This window comes from Gilliamella sp. CG13 (assembly GCF_046635805.1).
GTDB lineage: Bacteria > Pseudomonadota > Gammaproteobacteria > Enterobacterales > Orbaceae > Gilliamella > Gilliamella apicola_I.
Map to the genome: position 1 here is coordinate 666,542 of NZ_JBIDFM010000001.1, position 15,866 is coordinate 682,407.

13 protein-coding genes are annotated in these 15,866 nt (G+C 33.1%); 3 read left to right on the forward strand and 10 right to left on the reverse strand.

What is annotated here, in order from left to right; all coding sequences use genetic code 11:
- Positions 1-4: 4 nt before the first annotated feature.
- From msbA to ACGH6R_RS03080, 10 genes are all read right to left on the reverse strand, one after another.
- Positions 5-1,741 carry a lipid A export permease/ATP-binding protein MsbA gene (gene msbA / locus ACGH6R_RS03035; RefSeq protein WP_267361167.1) on the reverse strand — a complete coding sequence of 579 codons (1,737 nt, stop codon included), beginning with the start codon at positions 1,739-1,741 and terminating at the stop codon, positions 5-7.
- Between the two features lie 196 nt (positions 1,742-1,937).
- Positions 1,938-3,416 carry a D-glycero-beta-D-manno-heptose-7-phosphate kinase gene (gene rfaE1 / locus ACGH6R_RS03040; protein ID WP_267351283.1) on the reverse strand — a complete coding sequence of 493 codons (1,479 nt, stop codon included), beginning with the start codon at positions 3,414-3,416 and terminating at the stop codon, positions 1,938-1,940.
- 20 nt (positions 3,417-3,436) lie between these two features.
- The gene (locus tag ACGH6R_RS03045; RefSeq protein ID WP_267351281.1) at positions 3,437-4,648 is read right to left on the reverse strand and encodes a glycosyltransferase family 9 protein; all 1,212 of its coding nucleotides are present in this window, start codon (positions 4,646-4,648) and stop codon (positions 3,437-3,439) included.
- Positions 4,649-4,898: 250 nt separating this feature from the next.
- Positions 4,899-6,092: a glycosyltransferase family 9 protein gene (locus ACGH6R_RS03050; RefSeq protein WP_267351280.1), complete on the reverse strand. Its 1,194-nt coding sequence runs from the start codon at positions 6,090-6,092 to the stop codon at positions 4,899-4,901.
- 866 nt (positions 6,093-6,958) lie between these two features.
- A complete protein-coding gene (locus ACGH6R_RS03055) occupies positions 6,959-8,074 on the reverse strand; it encodes a glycosyltransferase family 9 protein (RefSeq protein ID WP_411598872.1) in 1,116 nt (371 codons plus the stop codon).
- Positions 8,075-8,175: 101 nt separating this feature from the next.
- On the reverse strand, positions 8,176-9,417 hold the full coding sequence (locus ACGH6R_RS03060; protein ID WP_411598873.1) for a sigma 54-interacting transcriptional regulator: 1,242 nt from the start codon (positions 9,415-9,417) through the stop codon (positions 8,176-8,178).
- Complete coding sequence (gene nagZ, locus ACGH6R_RS03065; protein ID WP_267361161.1) at positions 9,398-10,444, reverse strand: beta-N-acetylhexosaminidase; 1,047 nt, start codon at positions 10,442-10,444, stop codon at positions 9,398-9,400. Before nagZ ends, ACGH6R_RS03060 begins: the two co-directional genes overlap by 20 nt.
- Complete coding sequence (locus ACGH6R_RS03070) at positions 10,444-11,067, reverse strand: hypothetical protein (RefSeq protein WP_267361159.1); 624 nt, start codon at positions 11,065-11,067, stop codon at positions 10,444-10,446. The genes nagZ and ACGH6R_RS03070 overlap by 1 nt, the downstream gene beginning before the upstream one ends.
- Before the next feature lie 6 nt (positions 11,068-11,073).
- Positions 11,074-11,421, reverse strand: a complete 348-nt coding sequence (locus tag ACGH6R_RS03075; protein WP_267361157.1) for an HIT domain-containing protein — start codon at positions 11,419-11,421, stop codon at positions 11,074-11,076.
- A 150-nt stretch (positions 11,422-11,571) separates the two neighbouring features.
- On the reverse strand, positions 11,572-12,378 hold the full coding sequence (locus ACGH6R_RS03080) for a sulfite exporter TauE/SafE family protein (RefSeq protein WP_411598874.1): 807 nt from the start codon (positions 12,376-12,378) through the stop codon (positions 11,572-11,574).
- Between the two features lie 261 nt (positions 12,379-12,639).
- Between ACGH6R_RS03080 and ACGH6R_RS03085 the strand changes: the two genes are divergently transcribed.
- The 3 genes from ACGH6R_RS03085 (at position 12,640) to ACGH6R_RS03095 (ending at position 15,251) form a co-directional block, all read left to right on the forward strand.
- The gene (locus ACGH6R_RS03085; protein WP_411598875.1) at positions 12,640-13,059 is read left to right on the forward strand and encodes an OsmC family protein; all 420 of its coding nucleotides are present in this window, start codon (positions 12,640-12,642) and stop codon (positions 13,057-13,059) included.
- A gap of 107 nt (positions 13,060-13,166) precedes the next feature.
- Positions 13,167-14,522 carry an APC family permease gene (locus ACGH6R_RS03090; protein WP_411598876.1) on the forward strand — a complete coding sequence of 452 codons (1,356 nt, stop codon included), beginning with the start codon at positions 13,167-13,169 and terminating at the stop codon, positions 14,520-14,522.
- Between the two features lie 102 nt (positions 14,523-14,624).
- Entirely contained in the window at positions 14,625-15,251 is a 627-nt protein-coding gene (locus tag ACGH6R_RS03095) for a LysE/ArgO family amino acid transporter (RefSeq protein ID WP_411597209.1), read from the forward strand.
- Positions 15,252-15,866: the final 615 nt, after the last annotated feature.

A 15,866-nucleotide genomic window follows, 5' to 3' on the forward strand; every position in this document is an offset into this window, starting at 1 on the left:
GATATTACGCATTAAATTGCATTTTATGCATTTGAGAATAAATACCATTCAGCGCTAAAAGTGATTCATGATCGCCATCTTCAACGATTTTTCCCTCATCAATAACTAAAATTCGATCGGCTTTTTCAATGGTTGATAATCGATGAGCAATAATGATAGATGTACGATTTTTTTGCAAAATTTCAATCGCTTCCTGTACCAATCGTTCGGATTCATTATCTAATGCTGAAGTCGCTTCATCTAAAATTAAAATCGGGTTATTACGTAACAGAACTCTGGCAATTGCAATCCGTTGTCGCTGCCCTCCTGATAGCAATACGCCGTTATCACCAATTTCAGTATTAATACCTTGTTCTAATTTGTCAATAAACTCTAAAGCATTTGCTAATTTTGCAGCGTGCATAATGGCTTCTTGAGAATGTTTTCCTTTCTCTCCATAAGCAATATTATCGGCTATTGTTCCATTGAATAAATGCACGCGTTGCGATACATATCCAATCTGGCTTCGTAACGATTTTAATGTGTAATCTTTTATATTAATAGAATCTAACAGAATTTCGCCGTTTGTTACATCATAAAAACGAGGAATTAAACTGGCTATGGTGGATTTACCAGCTCCAGACCGTCCAACTAATGCAACCGTTTGCCCCGCTTTTATCGTAAAACTGATATCATTGAGTGAGGGTGTATTTCGAGTAGGATAAGTATAGGTAACATGTCTAAATTCTATATTACCATTAACTTTATCTTTCTCAATTTTACCTTCATCTTCTTCTAATGGTGAATTTAAGATCCCAAATAATGATTCACAAGCTACCGCACCTTTTTGTAATTCAACATGTAAACTGGTTAATTCACGAAGTGGGCGCATAACCGCAACCATAGCAGAAAATACCACGGTAAAAGATCCAGGCGTGATATCCAAACTTTCACTGGCAACCAGATACAAGATGCCCCCTAAACCTAAAGTTGCAATCAACTGGATGATTGGTGTTGACAATCTTGAAACAAATTCAATTTTTAATACGCCACGTCGCACAGTATCCGTTATCTGGCTAAAATTACGTTTTTCGTAATCCTTGGCATTAAATATTAATACCTCTTTGTGACCGTTTAACATTTCATCGGCAGCGGTGGTAATTTCACCCATCCCTTTTTGCATCGATTTAATGGTTTCTCTAAATTTTTTGGCAATAAATTGTGCGATAAAAATGATTAAAGGAACAATGATAAATAGCACTAATGCTAATTTCCAACTACCATAAAACATGACACAACAAAGTCCAATGGCGTAGGTAATTTCTCGAACCAAGATAATTAATGCATCAGATGAAGCTTTGGATAAGAGTTGTGTATTGAATGTGATAACTGACACAAGGTCACCCACAGAACTCTTATCATGGAAGCTAACGGGGCTTTTAACAAGATGATTGAAGATTAACTGCCTAAATTTGGTGACAACTTTGCCCGACAACCACGATAGACAGTAGGTCGATGCGTAGTTTGACAATCCTCTTAACAGTATTAAACCAATGATCGAACCAGCAATGATCATCAATAACGAATAATTTTTTCCCATTAAACCATGATCCAATAACGGTTTTGTAAGAGAAATTAGCGTAGCATCAGTAGCGGCATTTAATAGCAATCCAAACACGGCCGCAATTAATGCTTTTTTGTATGGTGCAACAAAAGGCCAAAGCAGTCTAAGTGTTTTCCAAGAGGTATATTTGTCCGACATAAAGTTAATTAAAAATTATCAAAATAATAGGTATTATACTACAAATAACGATGTCTCGTTAGTTTAATAAATGCTTAAAAGAGTCTTAGTTAATTATTCCTACAATAAAACTTCGTTCATTTAAAATAGAATAGAATCTTCGCATCAAAAAAAATGCATATCTACTCGATATGCATTTAGATCACCCAATCGTCGATTATTTTTTACATTTAGCGACTAACTGAGAGGTTGAATAACCTTCTATACGTTCAAGAATAATGGCCTCACCACCATAACTGACTACTTTTTGCGCTTCAGGCCAATTATCAATGGTGTAGCCTTCTTTCGCAATCACATCAGGTCGAAGTTCTTCAACAATATGACACGCATTATCTTCACTAAATACGATGACATAATCAACAAATTCGAGTGAAGCCAGTAACGTGGCTCGAGTGTTTTGATCTTGAATAGGTCTATCAGCACCTTTATATTTTTTTATCGAATCGTCTGAGTTCACTCCCACAATGAGAATATCACAAACATTTTTAGCTTGTTGCAAAGAACTTAAATGCCCTAAATGTAACAAATCAAAACAGCCATTTGTAAATCCAATTTTTTTACCTTGTTTTTTTAATTCATCAATAATTGGCTTAGCATCGGATAAACTGATAATTTTATTTGTTCGAGTACACTTAATTTCACATTTTTTTGTCGTTAATTTTGCTTTTAACTCATTAAAAGAAACAGTGGCTGTGCCTAATTTTCCAACCACAATTCCTGATGCAATATTGGCTAATTGCATCGCTTCGGCAATTGGTGCTTTTGCACCTAAAGCAATACCTAATGTGGCTAAAGAGGTATCCCCCGCACCAGAAACATCGAAAACTTCTTTAGCTTCTGTTGGTATTTTGACAATGAAATTTTTATTTTCACATGAAATATAAGCCATTCCATATTCACTTAAGGTCACAATAATATTTTTAATACCATATTGTTTTAAGAAAATATCAGCACCTTGTTTCAATTCATCATCAAATTGTGGACTATCAGGATTGAGTTTAATACCTGTTGCATCAAAAAATTCTTTGATATTTGGCTTAATTAATGTCGCACCACGATACTTAGAATAATCATTACCTTTTGGATCAACAATAACTGGAATATTAAACTTATTACAAAGATTAATAATCATCTGAGTGGTTTCTTGATTAAAAATACCTTTATTGTAATCCGATAACAAAACAATATCGGTCATCTTAATGGCTTGCTTGACTAACTTAGAAAATTTAGGGAGTAATTCAGGTACAAACGGAAGTAGCTTTTCAGCATCAGCACGAAGTAAATGATTATGATTAGCGATGAATCGTGTTTTGATAATAGTTGGATGATTTTTTAATCGATAAAGATGACTATGGCTTCCTGCATTTTTTAAAAGTGAAGTAACAAGCTTACCGTTTGTGTCTAAACCAACAAATCCTAAAAAAGTAGGTTTACAGCCAAGAGACGCTAAATTTGCCGCCACATTACCTGCCCCACCTAACATTACCTCTTCATGATCCAATCTGAAAATGGGTACGGGTGCTTCAGGAGAAATCCGCTCTACCGTTCCATACAAAAAACGATCCAACATAATATCCCCAATGACCGTTACTTTAGTATTTCTAAATCTATCAAGGTAAGAATAAAATTGATTCATATTAATATTTCCAGTTTATGCTATTTCAATATTTTTTTAATTTCTTCGAAAATCGAATTTGGTTTGATACTTTTCATACAGATATGATTGTTGTTTTTATTGATACAATATGATGCCCATTTATTATTTATCCATTCGCATGTTAAAGGACACGCACTGGAAGAAATATTGACATTATCTGAATAACCATAAAAGTCTGCAGAGGTCGGACCAAAAATCACGACTGAAACACCACCTTCTAAAGACTTTCTTAAATGAACCATTCCACCTTCTCCATCAATATGTAACATGGAATTTTTCAAAATAGCTTTCAACTGATTTAAAGTCGTTTTTCCAACTAAGTTTAAATCCGTACCTTTAATTAACTGACATCTATCTGTCGATACACCTAATTGAACAATTTTGTATTCTGGAAACGCTGTTTTTATCAGCCTGACTAATTCATCATAGTATTCAAGCGGATATAATTTTGTGGATTCACTTTGAGGATTTGTCCCATCCACCCCACGATTAAGCGTAATAAACTTTGTATCGGCTAATTTTAGATCTTTTAAAACTTTTTCATCATCAGATAGTGCTGGTAAAAATTTATAATTATTGCGATCAATATTCAAAAAACCATAAATATCTGGCTGTTGCAATCTATTTTGATTATTGATTATAGAATACTGAATACTTAATGAGTCAATTTTAGGTGGATCGTACACAATTTTACCATTTATTCGATAAAATTCTTCATACAATTTAACCAATTTTTTTAATTTCAAATTTACATTTGACGGGAGTAAAACTAAATTATTTTTAACTATTAGTGGAAAACGATCTATTTTAAAATCAAGTAAGTAAGCTACTCGATCTTGATTCCACTCATCTTTATGATAGATATTAAAAACTGATTCCCCAATCAATTCTTTAACTAATTTGGTATTCTTTACGAAAATATCGATAGTTTTAATTTCATCTTTCAAATAATCTAAGAGATAACTACAGTAATTAAGATTAATTAAGATATCACCGATTCCCCCTGTAATGAAAAAAGATAAACGATCTAAGCGATATTCAATTTCATAGGGTTCATTAGTAATCGGATCAAATTTTTGCTTGTTTGATTTAAAGTCAAAAAGTTTACACAAATTCCACCACAACAATTTGATTGCAGCTTTTTTATACTTATTGGAATAAAGTGATTTATATTTGTTAACTTTTTGCTGTAATTTATCAAAATAGTTCATAATTGATTTCTTATTTACTCATATAGTTTCAATATTAAAATATATTTACATTAACCTAGCTTTTGGGCGGGGTATTATACCCTAAAATAAAGGAAAATTTTTAGAAAAATTTCTAATAATTAAAATTATTTTTATAGCAAAAAAACTGAATAAATAAGTAATTATATTTATAACTTGAGTAAACAATCGTGTTATTTAACTATGCTAGTTTAGTCTTTGACCTTTCCAATAAAGCGACTATTGATAATAATTAATTTATACTTTCATCATGCTTTAAAAATTTTTTGACTTGTTCAAAAACAAAATTTGTATCTATAGATTTCATGCAGATATGGTTGTTGAGACTATTGATGCAAGTTTTTGCCCATGTTTCATTTAACCATTCGCAACTAAATGGGCAAGCTTTAGAAGCAATATTAATATTGTCAGCATATCCATAAAAATCGGCAGAGGTAGGCCCAAAAATCACGACAGATACCCCTCCATTTAAAGCCTTTCTTAAATGTACCATTCCCCCTTCACTATCAATATGTAGTACAGAATGCTTAAGTAATACTTTAAGGGCGTCTAATGATGTTTCGCCAACCAAGTTTATATCAACATTATCAATCAGTTGACATCGATCGGTTGATGCGCCTAATTGAACAATTTTATAATTTGGATAATTGATTTTAATAAGATTCACTAAAGCATTATAATTGTGTAAGCTCCACAGTTTAGTGGACTCAATCACATTACCTTGATTATCCACGCCCCTGTTGATAGTGATATATTTACCTGGCTTGAGCCTTAAATTGTTTAATATTCGGTTTTCGTGAAATATTTTAGGGGTATACTTAAAATTACGACTAATATTTAATAAATTAGCAATATCAGGTTGTTGTATTCTTTTATGTCCATTGATAAGCGAAAACTGATTAGTCATGCCGTCCATAAAAGGTAAGTAATCAAAAAAACGGGTATTTTTCTTGTAAAAATCTTTGTAAACGTCAATAAGTTTAAGCAATTTTTTATTTTTGGAATGCTTTGAATAAATAAGGTTATTTTCTAAAATTTGTGGATATCTAACTAATCCTATTTTCAACAGATATTTATCATTTATTGGTTCTAAAACGGGAAAAATATTAAATTCAGCCCCACCATCTAAAGATTTCACCATACCAGCATTATTAACAAAAATATCGATAATAATGTTGTTAGGCTTTAAATATTCTCGTAAATAACAAGCGTAATTAAAACCAATTAAAATATCACCAATACCCCCTGATAAAATTAGGGCTATTTTATTTAGATTTTTCTTAGATATTTTATCTTTACTGGTTTTTAAACTAATTATTTGAACAATGTTCCACCAAATTAATTTAAGCGCAATTTTCTTATCATTAACTTTGTATTTTGTTTTATATTTATTAACTTTTCTCTGTAACTCTTTAAGATAACTCATAATTAATATTACCCCATGTATTAATTTGAATTTTTCCAGCCATTACAATTCGTAATTTAATAAACGCTATCAATTAAATGGGTTGCTACATTACCTGCTTACATTAGAACGTTAAAAGCATTGACAATTTACTGCTTTTCTAACTTTCTAATCACTATATTACGTACTATTTTGCAATTGGGTTGAAACATTCAATTATTCGTTTGGTAAAATTAGCTAATATTTTAGTTAAAGGTTTGATATATTTTAATCACGCAAAAAAGGGATACTGATCATACAAGTGCCATTTATCACAAAGCTGATCCCATTTTTTCTATACTGTATCGTTTAACATTATAATATAACGTTTAAAATGAGCTTATCAATCATATGTCAAATAACATCAGTCATGATTAAACACCAAAATCAGTCTTCAAAGCACAACCAAACTTGGAATTTTCTAATGTTATTTAGTTTATAGCCAATTATTTAAAACAAAATGCCTTATTTCAATTATAATTCTTAATTCAACATTCTGTATTTTTTTATGCCAATCTATAGAAATCACACTCTACTAAAGATTTTTAGATTATTTCACGACACAACGATTTTATTGACTCTTAATACTTAAATTTTATTACAGTGTTATATTTAATAATTGATAACTGGTCAACATTATTTTTATAAAAAAGTTAACTAATAATTCCAAACTCAATATTGGATGGCGGTAAGTTTATACTATTAGTCACTGAATTGGGAATGAAAGTTGGTAAATATTGATTTTTGAAGTTCGTTTGTATAAAAATTGATTCATTTACTTAACAATTTCAACCAACATGACCTAAATTTAAACGATTATCGATAGCGTAAATTATCCTACGCTTAAATTACACCAAAGGTCTGAAACTTTTTAATGTTTCTTTAATCTGTTCGATAATCAATTGGATATCTAATTCAGCAATCGGATCACCTGCCTTTGTAATCTTGTTTTGTTGTGTAAATAAAAGTTTAGCGTTCGTGCCGATAGGTGCCCATACTTTATTCAGATTGAAACCAGCATTAAAACGATTATTATAAACGGCTATCAATGGTTTATTATAAGTTGATGCAACATGCACAACTGATGTATCCACACTAATGACTAAATGACATAGCGAAACAAGCGCTGATGCCACAATAAAAGATGGATTTCTATTGAGATAAATATTCGGTAATTCATCAATAGCACAAATTTGCTTCTGTTCCCCCACAATAATGGTAGTACAATTTTTTTGTTGTGATAGAAAAGCATTAATTCTTTTTATTTGTTCATGTGAAAAACTTTTCGTTTCAGACGATCCAAACGGATTAAAAACAATAATAAATTTATCCGATCCATTACACACTTCGTCAATAAACTTTTTGGCTGTTAATAATTCATCATGATAAATATTGAGATGATATTGAACACAATTATAACTAATTTTCAGAAGATCTAGAATTTTACAGCTTCGTTGAGTGATATGAGCATTCACCTCGTTAAAAACAATTGAAGTATCATATTGTAAGAATTTAGATTGATTAAACCCGATGGTATGCGTCGGGTCAAAAGATGAGATAAGTTCAACTCTTCTAAGACTATTATCACCTTCATCATAAAGATCAATGGCAAGATCTATCTTGATATTTTTTTCGGTTTTGCAAAATTTTTTTATCTCTTTTTTATTAAAAAAGTAAGCATTGTCGACTTCAATAAAACCATTAAATAAAAAGCTTAACCGTTCATCCACAACAACATTCACTTGATAATTTTTCTGTCTTAATTCATTAATAAGAAAAGATGCAACGATTGCATCACCAATACCAAAATCGCACATGACTATTAATAATGAGTGATATTTTTCAGCATCAAAAACGGTTTGATTTAATTTTCGTTTGTTAAGTTGATTTGTTTTAAGATTATTCTTAATCTTTTTAATTAGAAAATTTCTATATCGATTAAGGCGTTTGAAGCATTCAATCATTCTTTATTGTCTCGTCAGTTTTCCATAATAAATAGTTCAACAATTTTGTCTTATAAAACAAATCAATCGTTATTTTTCAATTGGATTTTTTTCAAAATTAATCATCGATTCATACCATAATCCCGTAATTTATTGGCGATTGCCGTATGTGATACGCCTAACCGTTTCGCCAGTTTACGGGAACTTGGATATTTATCGTATAACTGTAATAAAATCTCTTTTTCAAACTGTTTGGTCATTTCATCTAATGTCTTACTTTCGATATTATCAATGCTAGATATTCTTGATGAAGTTTGCACTGGTAACTCAATATCATTGACGGTCAATTTAGTTGATGTCAACTGAGATAGAGCGCAATACAGAATATTTTTTAGTTGTCTTACATTCCCTGGCCATGAGTAGCGGGCTAAATAGTCAAAAACTTCATTATCGACATAAGGAGCAGGTATGCCTTGTTTATCGGCAAATTCATTGACAAACATCATGGTTAGCGGAGCAATGTCTTCTTTGCGTTCGCGTAATGAAGGAAGATGTAATGAAAGCACATTGAGCCGATAATAGAGATCTTTTCTAAATTTTCCTTGTTCGACTAAATCGGCTAAATCAACTTTTGTGGCACAAATAATACGTACATCAACATACACCTCGTTATCATCACCAACCCGACGAAAATAGCCATCATTAATGAAACGTAATAACTTGGTCTGCATTTGAAAAGACATTTCATCAATGCCATCAAGTAGAACCGATCCGCCATTAGCCTGTTCAAAAAAACCTTTTTTACTTTCTATTACCCCCGGGTAAGCCCCAGCAGCATGACCGTAAAGTTCGCTTTCAACCACTTCATCTGGCATTGCAGCACAATTTAACGCTAGAAAAGTTTGCTCCCCTCGAGGACTGTATTGATGACAGGCATAAGCAAGCAGATCTTTACCAGTACCTGTTTCTCCCGAGATTAATAACGGTTCACGTTGCATCGAAAACGCTTTAGCTTGGGCAATTAATTTTTGCATGGCATTACTTTGGGTCGCAAAAATATCAAAAGCCTGACTTGCCACAACATGAATTTTGGATAATCTTTTTTTAAGATATTCTATAGGTTGAATGATAAAAATAGTTTTTGATGTTTCATTAACTTTTTGCAACAGATAATACTGTGCATTAAGTACAATAATAGTATCATCTAGCTCATCAACACCTTGCGTCTTATCCAGATGAAATATTGCCTGATAGTCAAAAGGTTGTTGTAACGTTAACAAAGTCGATGAAAGTAACGCTTTAGCCTTGTCATTATATGCTATCAGTCGTTTATTATGATCAATTTCAAGGATGGCTATTTGCATTATAATCCGCCCATTTTTCGTTTAGTTTCATCAAATTATTATATCGATTTTGCCAATCAGCTGTTTTGATTAAATCGTCATAGCTAATTTTGTTTTTTGTTAACAGCGATTGCGCTTTGGTTGATCTAAGGGAGTGTTGTTTATCTAAACTTTCCAATTGTTCTAAAATCGCAAAAGTTCCTTGACGGTTATTACACGCTAACAACAGATCACAACCTGCTGCTAATGCATTTTTTGCTCGCTCAGCATAATTTCCCATGACAGAAGCACCTTCCATCGATAAATCATCCGAGAAAATGACACCACCAAAATGTAATTGTTGACGAAGCACTGTTTTAAGCCAATAGCTTGAACCGCTCGCTGGTTTATCATCAAACGCTGGATAGATAACATGCGCAGGCATAATTGCATCAAGTTTTTTATCAGCAATTAATCTGGAAAATATCTGCATATCATGTTCAATTAATGATTGATTGCGATGATCAACTGGCGTTTCTTTATGAGAATCAGCAATAACATGACCATGCCCCGGAAAATGTTTACCGGTTGTTTTCATTCCAGCACTATGCATACCATCAATCATTGCTGATGCAATTTGGTATGCGATATCGACATCTTGATGAAACGAACGTGAGCCGATAGCCAAACATTCATGACCTAAATCCAATACGGGCGCATAACTCAAATCAATATCAAAGGCAATTAGTTCCATTGCTAACAACCAACCGGCATCAAAAGCTAAGGATTTTGCTTGTTCAATATCATTCAGCAACGCATACGATTGTGCAGGGGGAATTAATGTAAAACCTTGTCTAAAACGCTGAACTCGTCCCCCTTCATGATCCACTGAAATTAATAATCGTTCTGGGGATACTGAACGAATCTCTTTTATTAATTCTGATAATTGTTCTACATTCTGAAAATTACGGCTAAATAAAATGATGCCCGCAACTAAAGGATTTTGTAACAGCGTTTGATCTTCTTTGGTTAAGGTCGTCCCCTCAAAATCAATTAATAGCGGTCCCATTACTCATTTGCCTCAGTTTGATTATTATTAGTTTGCGTCTTTGGCTGAGCAAAATCTTTTGAAGTTACTCTCTCTAAAATTTCGCCATTTTGGGTAGAAAGTAATTCTATTGAAAGATCAGCATCTGTGCCATTATCATCATTAGGTAATTGATAAAGTGTGGTAAACAATACATATTGCGCATTTATTGATTTAGCTAACCCAATCATTTTTCCTCGAGACACAAATTTATCATCTGAACCAATACCAATTGCTTGTTTAGCTTGATTAATTGATTGCTTATTAACAACTGAAAAAATGGGTTGCTTACTCATTAACTGGTGTAGCGCTTCATCAATTTGATTATTTGCGACAAATTCACCTGTGCGATTTTGTATATCACTGATTAATAATACTCTATTGCCTTCAGGGATTGATGAGGATTGTAGTATTTTAGTAATAAATGGCGATAAAATACTTCGCCAATCTGTTTTTTTAACAATTTGCGGCGGAGTTTCAATAATGCCTATTGGTGAATTGTCAATTGGAGGAGTATCGACTGTTTTTTTAGAATCAAGAAGATGACACCCCACCAATAAACTGACAAATGCAATAAATGCTAATAACCTTATAATTTTTCTCATATTAAATTAACCTATTAATCGCCCCAAATTTTTTCCACCTAATAAATGCATATGAATATGAAAGACTTCTTGTCCCGCATCTTTATTACAATTCATGATTAATCGATAACCACTTTCATCAATTCCTTCTTGTTTAGCAATGTTAGCGGCCACAATCATCATATGTCCAAGTAACTGTTCATCTTGTTCAGTCACATGATTAACGGTTGGAATAAGTTTGTTTGGAATGATTAAAATGTGAGTGGGGGCTTGCGGTGAGATATCTCGAAAAGCGGTCACTTTATCATCTTGAAATACGATATCTGCAGGAATTTCATGTCGGATAATTTTACTAAAAATAGTTTCTTCTGCCATTATATTTTCCTTATATAAAACCCGATAAAAGTTAAATTAGAGAAAGCATAACATATTTTTATTATAAAAGTGTATAGATAACGTTACAATTTACAGAAACAAAAAATCCAAACTAAATTGTTTACCATTTCAAAAAAACAGAGTATAACGCTAAGAGATCATTAATTTTAATGCTAATACCAGTAAGAACATCCCAAACAACTTAATCAGTTTATCCACTGAAATTCTTTGTGCAATTAGTACGCCCACTTTTGCCATAGGAATACTAGCTAGCATAATGGCTAATACAGCAGGAACATAAACAAAACCAACGCAATATTTTGGTAAAGGCATGACATGCCAACCAGAAATGATGTAACCTATCGTGCCAGCTATGGCAACCGGTAGCGTAAAAGCCGCTGATGTGCCGATTGCTTTACGCATACCAATACCGCATTTTTTTAGAAAAGGCACGACTAATACGCCTCCACCTACGCCAACTAAAGCGGCAAAAAGACCAATAACACCGCCCATTGCGATATAAATACTAGTATTCAACTTTACCACTTTAGTAGCGTGATTGTGCGCAACTTGACGGGTTTTAAAAACAAATTGACTACCAACATAAATCATGAAAATGACAAAAATCCATTTTAACCAAACACCCGGTATCAAAGGCGTAATGTAGGATCCTCCGATAGTACCAATAATACAACCTAAAACCATTCTTTTTAAAATAGACCACTCGATATTGTGGTTTTTATTATGCATCCAGCTTGAAGACAAACTCGTCCCAATAATTGTTGCTAAAGATGTGGCTATAGCGATATGGTTTGTCCAAACACTATTAACGGTAAAGTGGTTGAGTGTAAAAATTAGCGCCGGCACAATCAAAGCGCCCCCACCGATACCAAACATGCCGGCTAACAGACCTGCTGCTGCCCCAATGCAAAGAAACAGAATAAATTCTAGTATCATAAAGCATCCTTTTGTTTTAGTAGCTAACATTAAAATCGAGATCATAAATTCAGATTTTAAATAATATTTCAAATAATCATTTGGTTATACATCGAAATTGTACGGTTTTACAGGGTTAATATTTGACAGACCACCTAAGTTTAACATGACAATGTATTTGGTCATGATCAAATAGTGACAGATGACAAAAAATCGCTTATTTTAATAGAAAATCAATGAATAAAATAAATTTCTAAAAATTAAAATGGTAAGGAGTACATCATGAAAGATCGATTAAAATGGGTTGATGAATTTTGTTTTATGGGCGAAACAGCAAGCGGTCATGCCTTAATCATGGATGGCGGCATTGAACACGGCGGTCGCAATCGTGGTGCTCGTCCAATGGAACTATTACTGCATGGTGCTGCTGGTTGCATGGCTTATGATATTGTCGCTATTTTAAAAACAGCTAAAAAAGATATACGGGATCTGTGGATTGAAATCGATAAAACTCAAGCTGATTCTTCCCCTAAAGTTTATACCTCGATTAACTTTCATATTGTCGTCACAGGTAAGAATATTGACAACGAAGCCGTCGAAAAAGCCATAAAACTTGCATCTGAAAAATATTGTAGTGCCTCAATTATGTTAGGTAAAACAGCAAAAATGAGTTACACCTATGAAATAAGAGAGCACCATTAATCGTATAGATCGAAAAGTTATATATAAATAACAAGTTGATCTTAGCTGTATAACCATTCATCCATTAACATATTGAATGTAGGCTTTGATTTTATATGAGAATGGTTATGCCGCAGTTAACAAAGAGTATGCGATTTCGAGATCTGGTCATTCTTGGATTGCTTTTTATTGGACCCGCAGCCCCAGTTGGATTATTTGGGGTATTAGATGCAACGAGTGATGGCGCCACGGCGTTAGTGTATATAGTAGCGACATTAGTTATGGGGTTTACGGCATATTCTTATGCCAGAATGGCAAATTCGTTACCCCATGCCGGATCAGTTTATGCTTACTGTTCAGCGGGAATTCATCCTCATGCTGGTTTTTTAGTCGGTTGGTTATTATTGCTTGATTATTTGTTTATTCCAGCTGTAGCTTATTTATTTAGTGGAATATCCCTTAATGCCCTCATGCCTGATATTCCTGTTTGGCTATGGACGGGTTTAGCGGTTATTGTGACAACAGCACTGAATTTAATAGGGATTAAAAAATCGATTAATATCACTTTAGTTATATTAATTCTGGAAGTCTTAATTTTATTAGCGATTTTAACTGTAGGAATTTGGGTATTATTAACAAGTGATATTGAACGAGACTGGTTAAGCCCATTTACAGGGGGACAATTATTTACTTGGGAAAAATTATTTACAGCGGTATCCATTGCCGTATTATCGTATTTAGGTTTTGACGCCATCGCAACTTTTTCTGAAGAAAATCGTGGTGAACGCAATTTAGTCAGTCAAGCTATCCTAACTTGTTTATTCATAGCAGGGTTACTGTTTGTTATTCAAATTTATGTCGGTTCCTTACTCAGTCCCTACTCTCCCGAATATCTGCAAACGCATACAGAATTACAAGGAAAAGCCTTTTACAATATTGTTAACCAAGAGATAAGTCTATGGCTTGGATGGGCATTAGGTTTAATGAAAGCAATAGGCGCGTCATTTGCTGCCATGGTAGGACAAGCTGCTTCTAGCCGTTTACTATTTAGTATGGGTCGAGATAAACGCTTACCTGCAATGTTTGCAAAGGTCGGTAAGCAAAGCGGTGTACCTACTATCGCAATTTTATTTGCAGCAATTTTTAATTTAGGCTTGGCAGCGATTGCCGCAATCAGTCCAAAAGGATTGCCAACTTTAATTTCATTTGTTGATGTTGGTGCACTCACTGCATTTATTATGTTACATCTTTCAGTGATCGGCTATTTCAAGTTTAAAAAACAGAATTTCAACTATGGGATTTCATCTTTTATATTTGATATATGCTTGCCTATTATCGGTATCTTGGTCTTAATACCGGTATTACTGCATATTGATAATCAAGCCAAAATAGTGGGGATTATCTGGTTAACGATAGGCATTGTTGTTTTGATTTTTAATCAAGGAAAATGCCAATTAACGGCATTCACTAAAGCGAATATATAACCTAATCAACTTTAATTTATATCAACGATGCTATAGTGTATTGAATAATAGAATGGAATATATCAAAATAACAATTAAATACATTTAAAGGATTATTACACTATGTTGGCAGAAATATTACGGGGAGCAATGATCTCCGGTAGTCTTATTATTGCTATAGGCGCACAAAATCTATTTGTACTAAAGCAAGGTTTATTAAAAAATCATATATTCTTTGTATCAGCTATCTGTTTTATATGTGATTTTACCTTAATGTCTATTGGCATCATGGGAGTCGGAACATTTATTAGTGCCAATCCTTTTATTACCAATATTCTTGCCATTTTAGGGGCACTTTTTTTAATATGGTATGGATTTAACGCATTAAAAAGTGCGATTAAAGGCACAAGTAGTATGCAAATTGAATCTCAAGATACAAAAAATAATAGTTTACTTAAAGTCGTACTTGCGACTTTAGCTGTGACGTTACTCAATCCACACGTTTATTTAGATACGGTTGTTATTGTTGGGGGAATTGCAGGCACGTTAACCAGTGAGCAAAAAATAGCATTTCTAATTGGTGCTGTTTGTGTTTCATTTATCTGGTTTTTTGGTATTGGTTACGGCGCCAGACTTTTAACCCCCCTATTCAAACAAAAAAGAATGTGGGTCATTTTAGATTGCTTGGTCGGTTTGGTGATGTTTTATATCGCTTATCGATTAATTATGTATGTTTACCAAGGTATTTAATTGACTTAAACCATTAATATACCATTATTGACCAACAAGATCGTTTCAACACTTGTGATCATTATAATGATTGCAAGTTAAGTTGAAATATTTGCAAATCTCGTCAAATTTTATTAGCCAACCTGATTAATCCAGCCTTTTTAATCTATAGCATAGTGGTCTTTCATTTTAAACAATGACTATGTTTGTATTGAAAACCTGCACTAATGCGTTTTATTACCTAAATATCTGCAAAATTAAAATCTTTAGCTTATTTTGTTGTTTAGATTAGTGGATTGATAATAAATTCAAATGAAATTTACATATTATGCATATCAAATTCGTTCCAGACGAATTTGTCGAACGCTTGCGTTCTCATCGCTTAGATTTACTTAAATTTATCTTGTTAATTATGTTGAAAAACGAAGAAAGAAAGTGGTGGGTCGTGAGCTTGATTATTCGGCACATCGTGTGCCTCACCCCTTCGTGGCCAACACTTCGTGTTGTTCAAATTCGTTCCAGACGAATTTGTCGAACGCTTGCATTCTCATCGCTTAGGTTTACTTAAATTTATCTTGTTAATTATGTTGAAAAACGAAGAAAGAAAGTGGTGGGTCGTGAGCTTGATTATTCGGC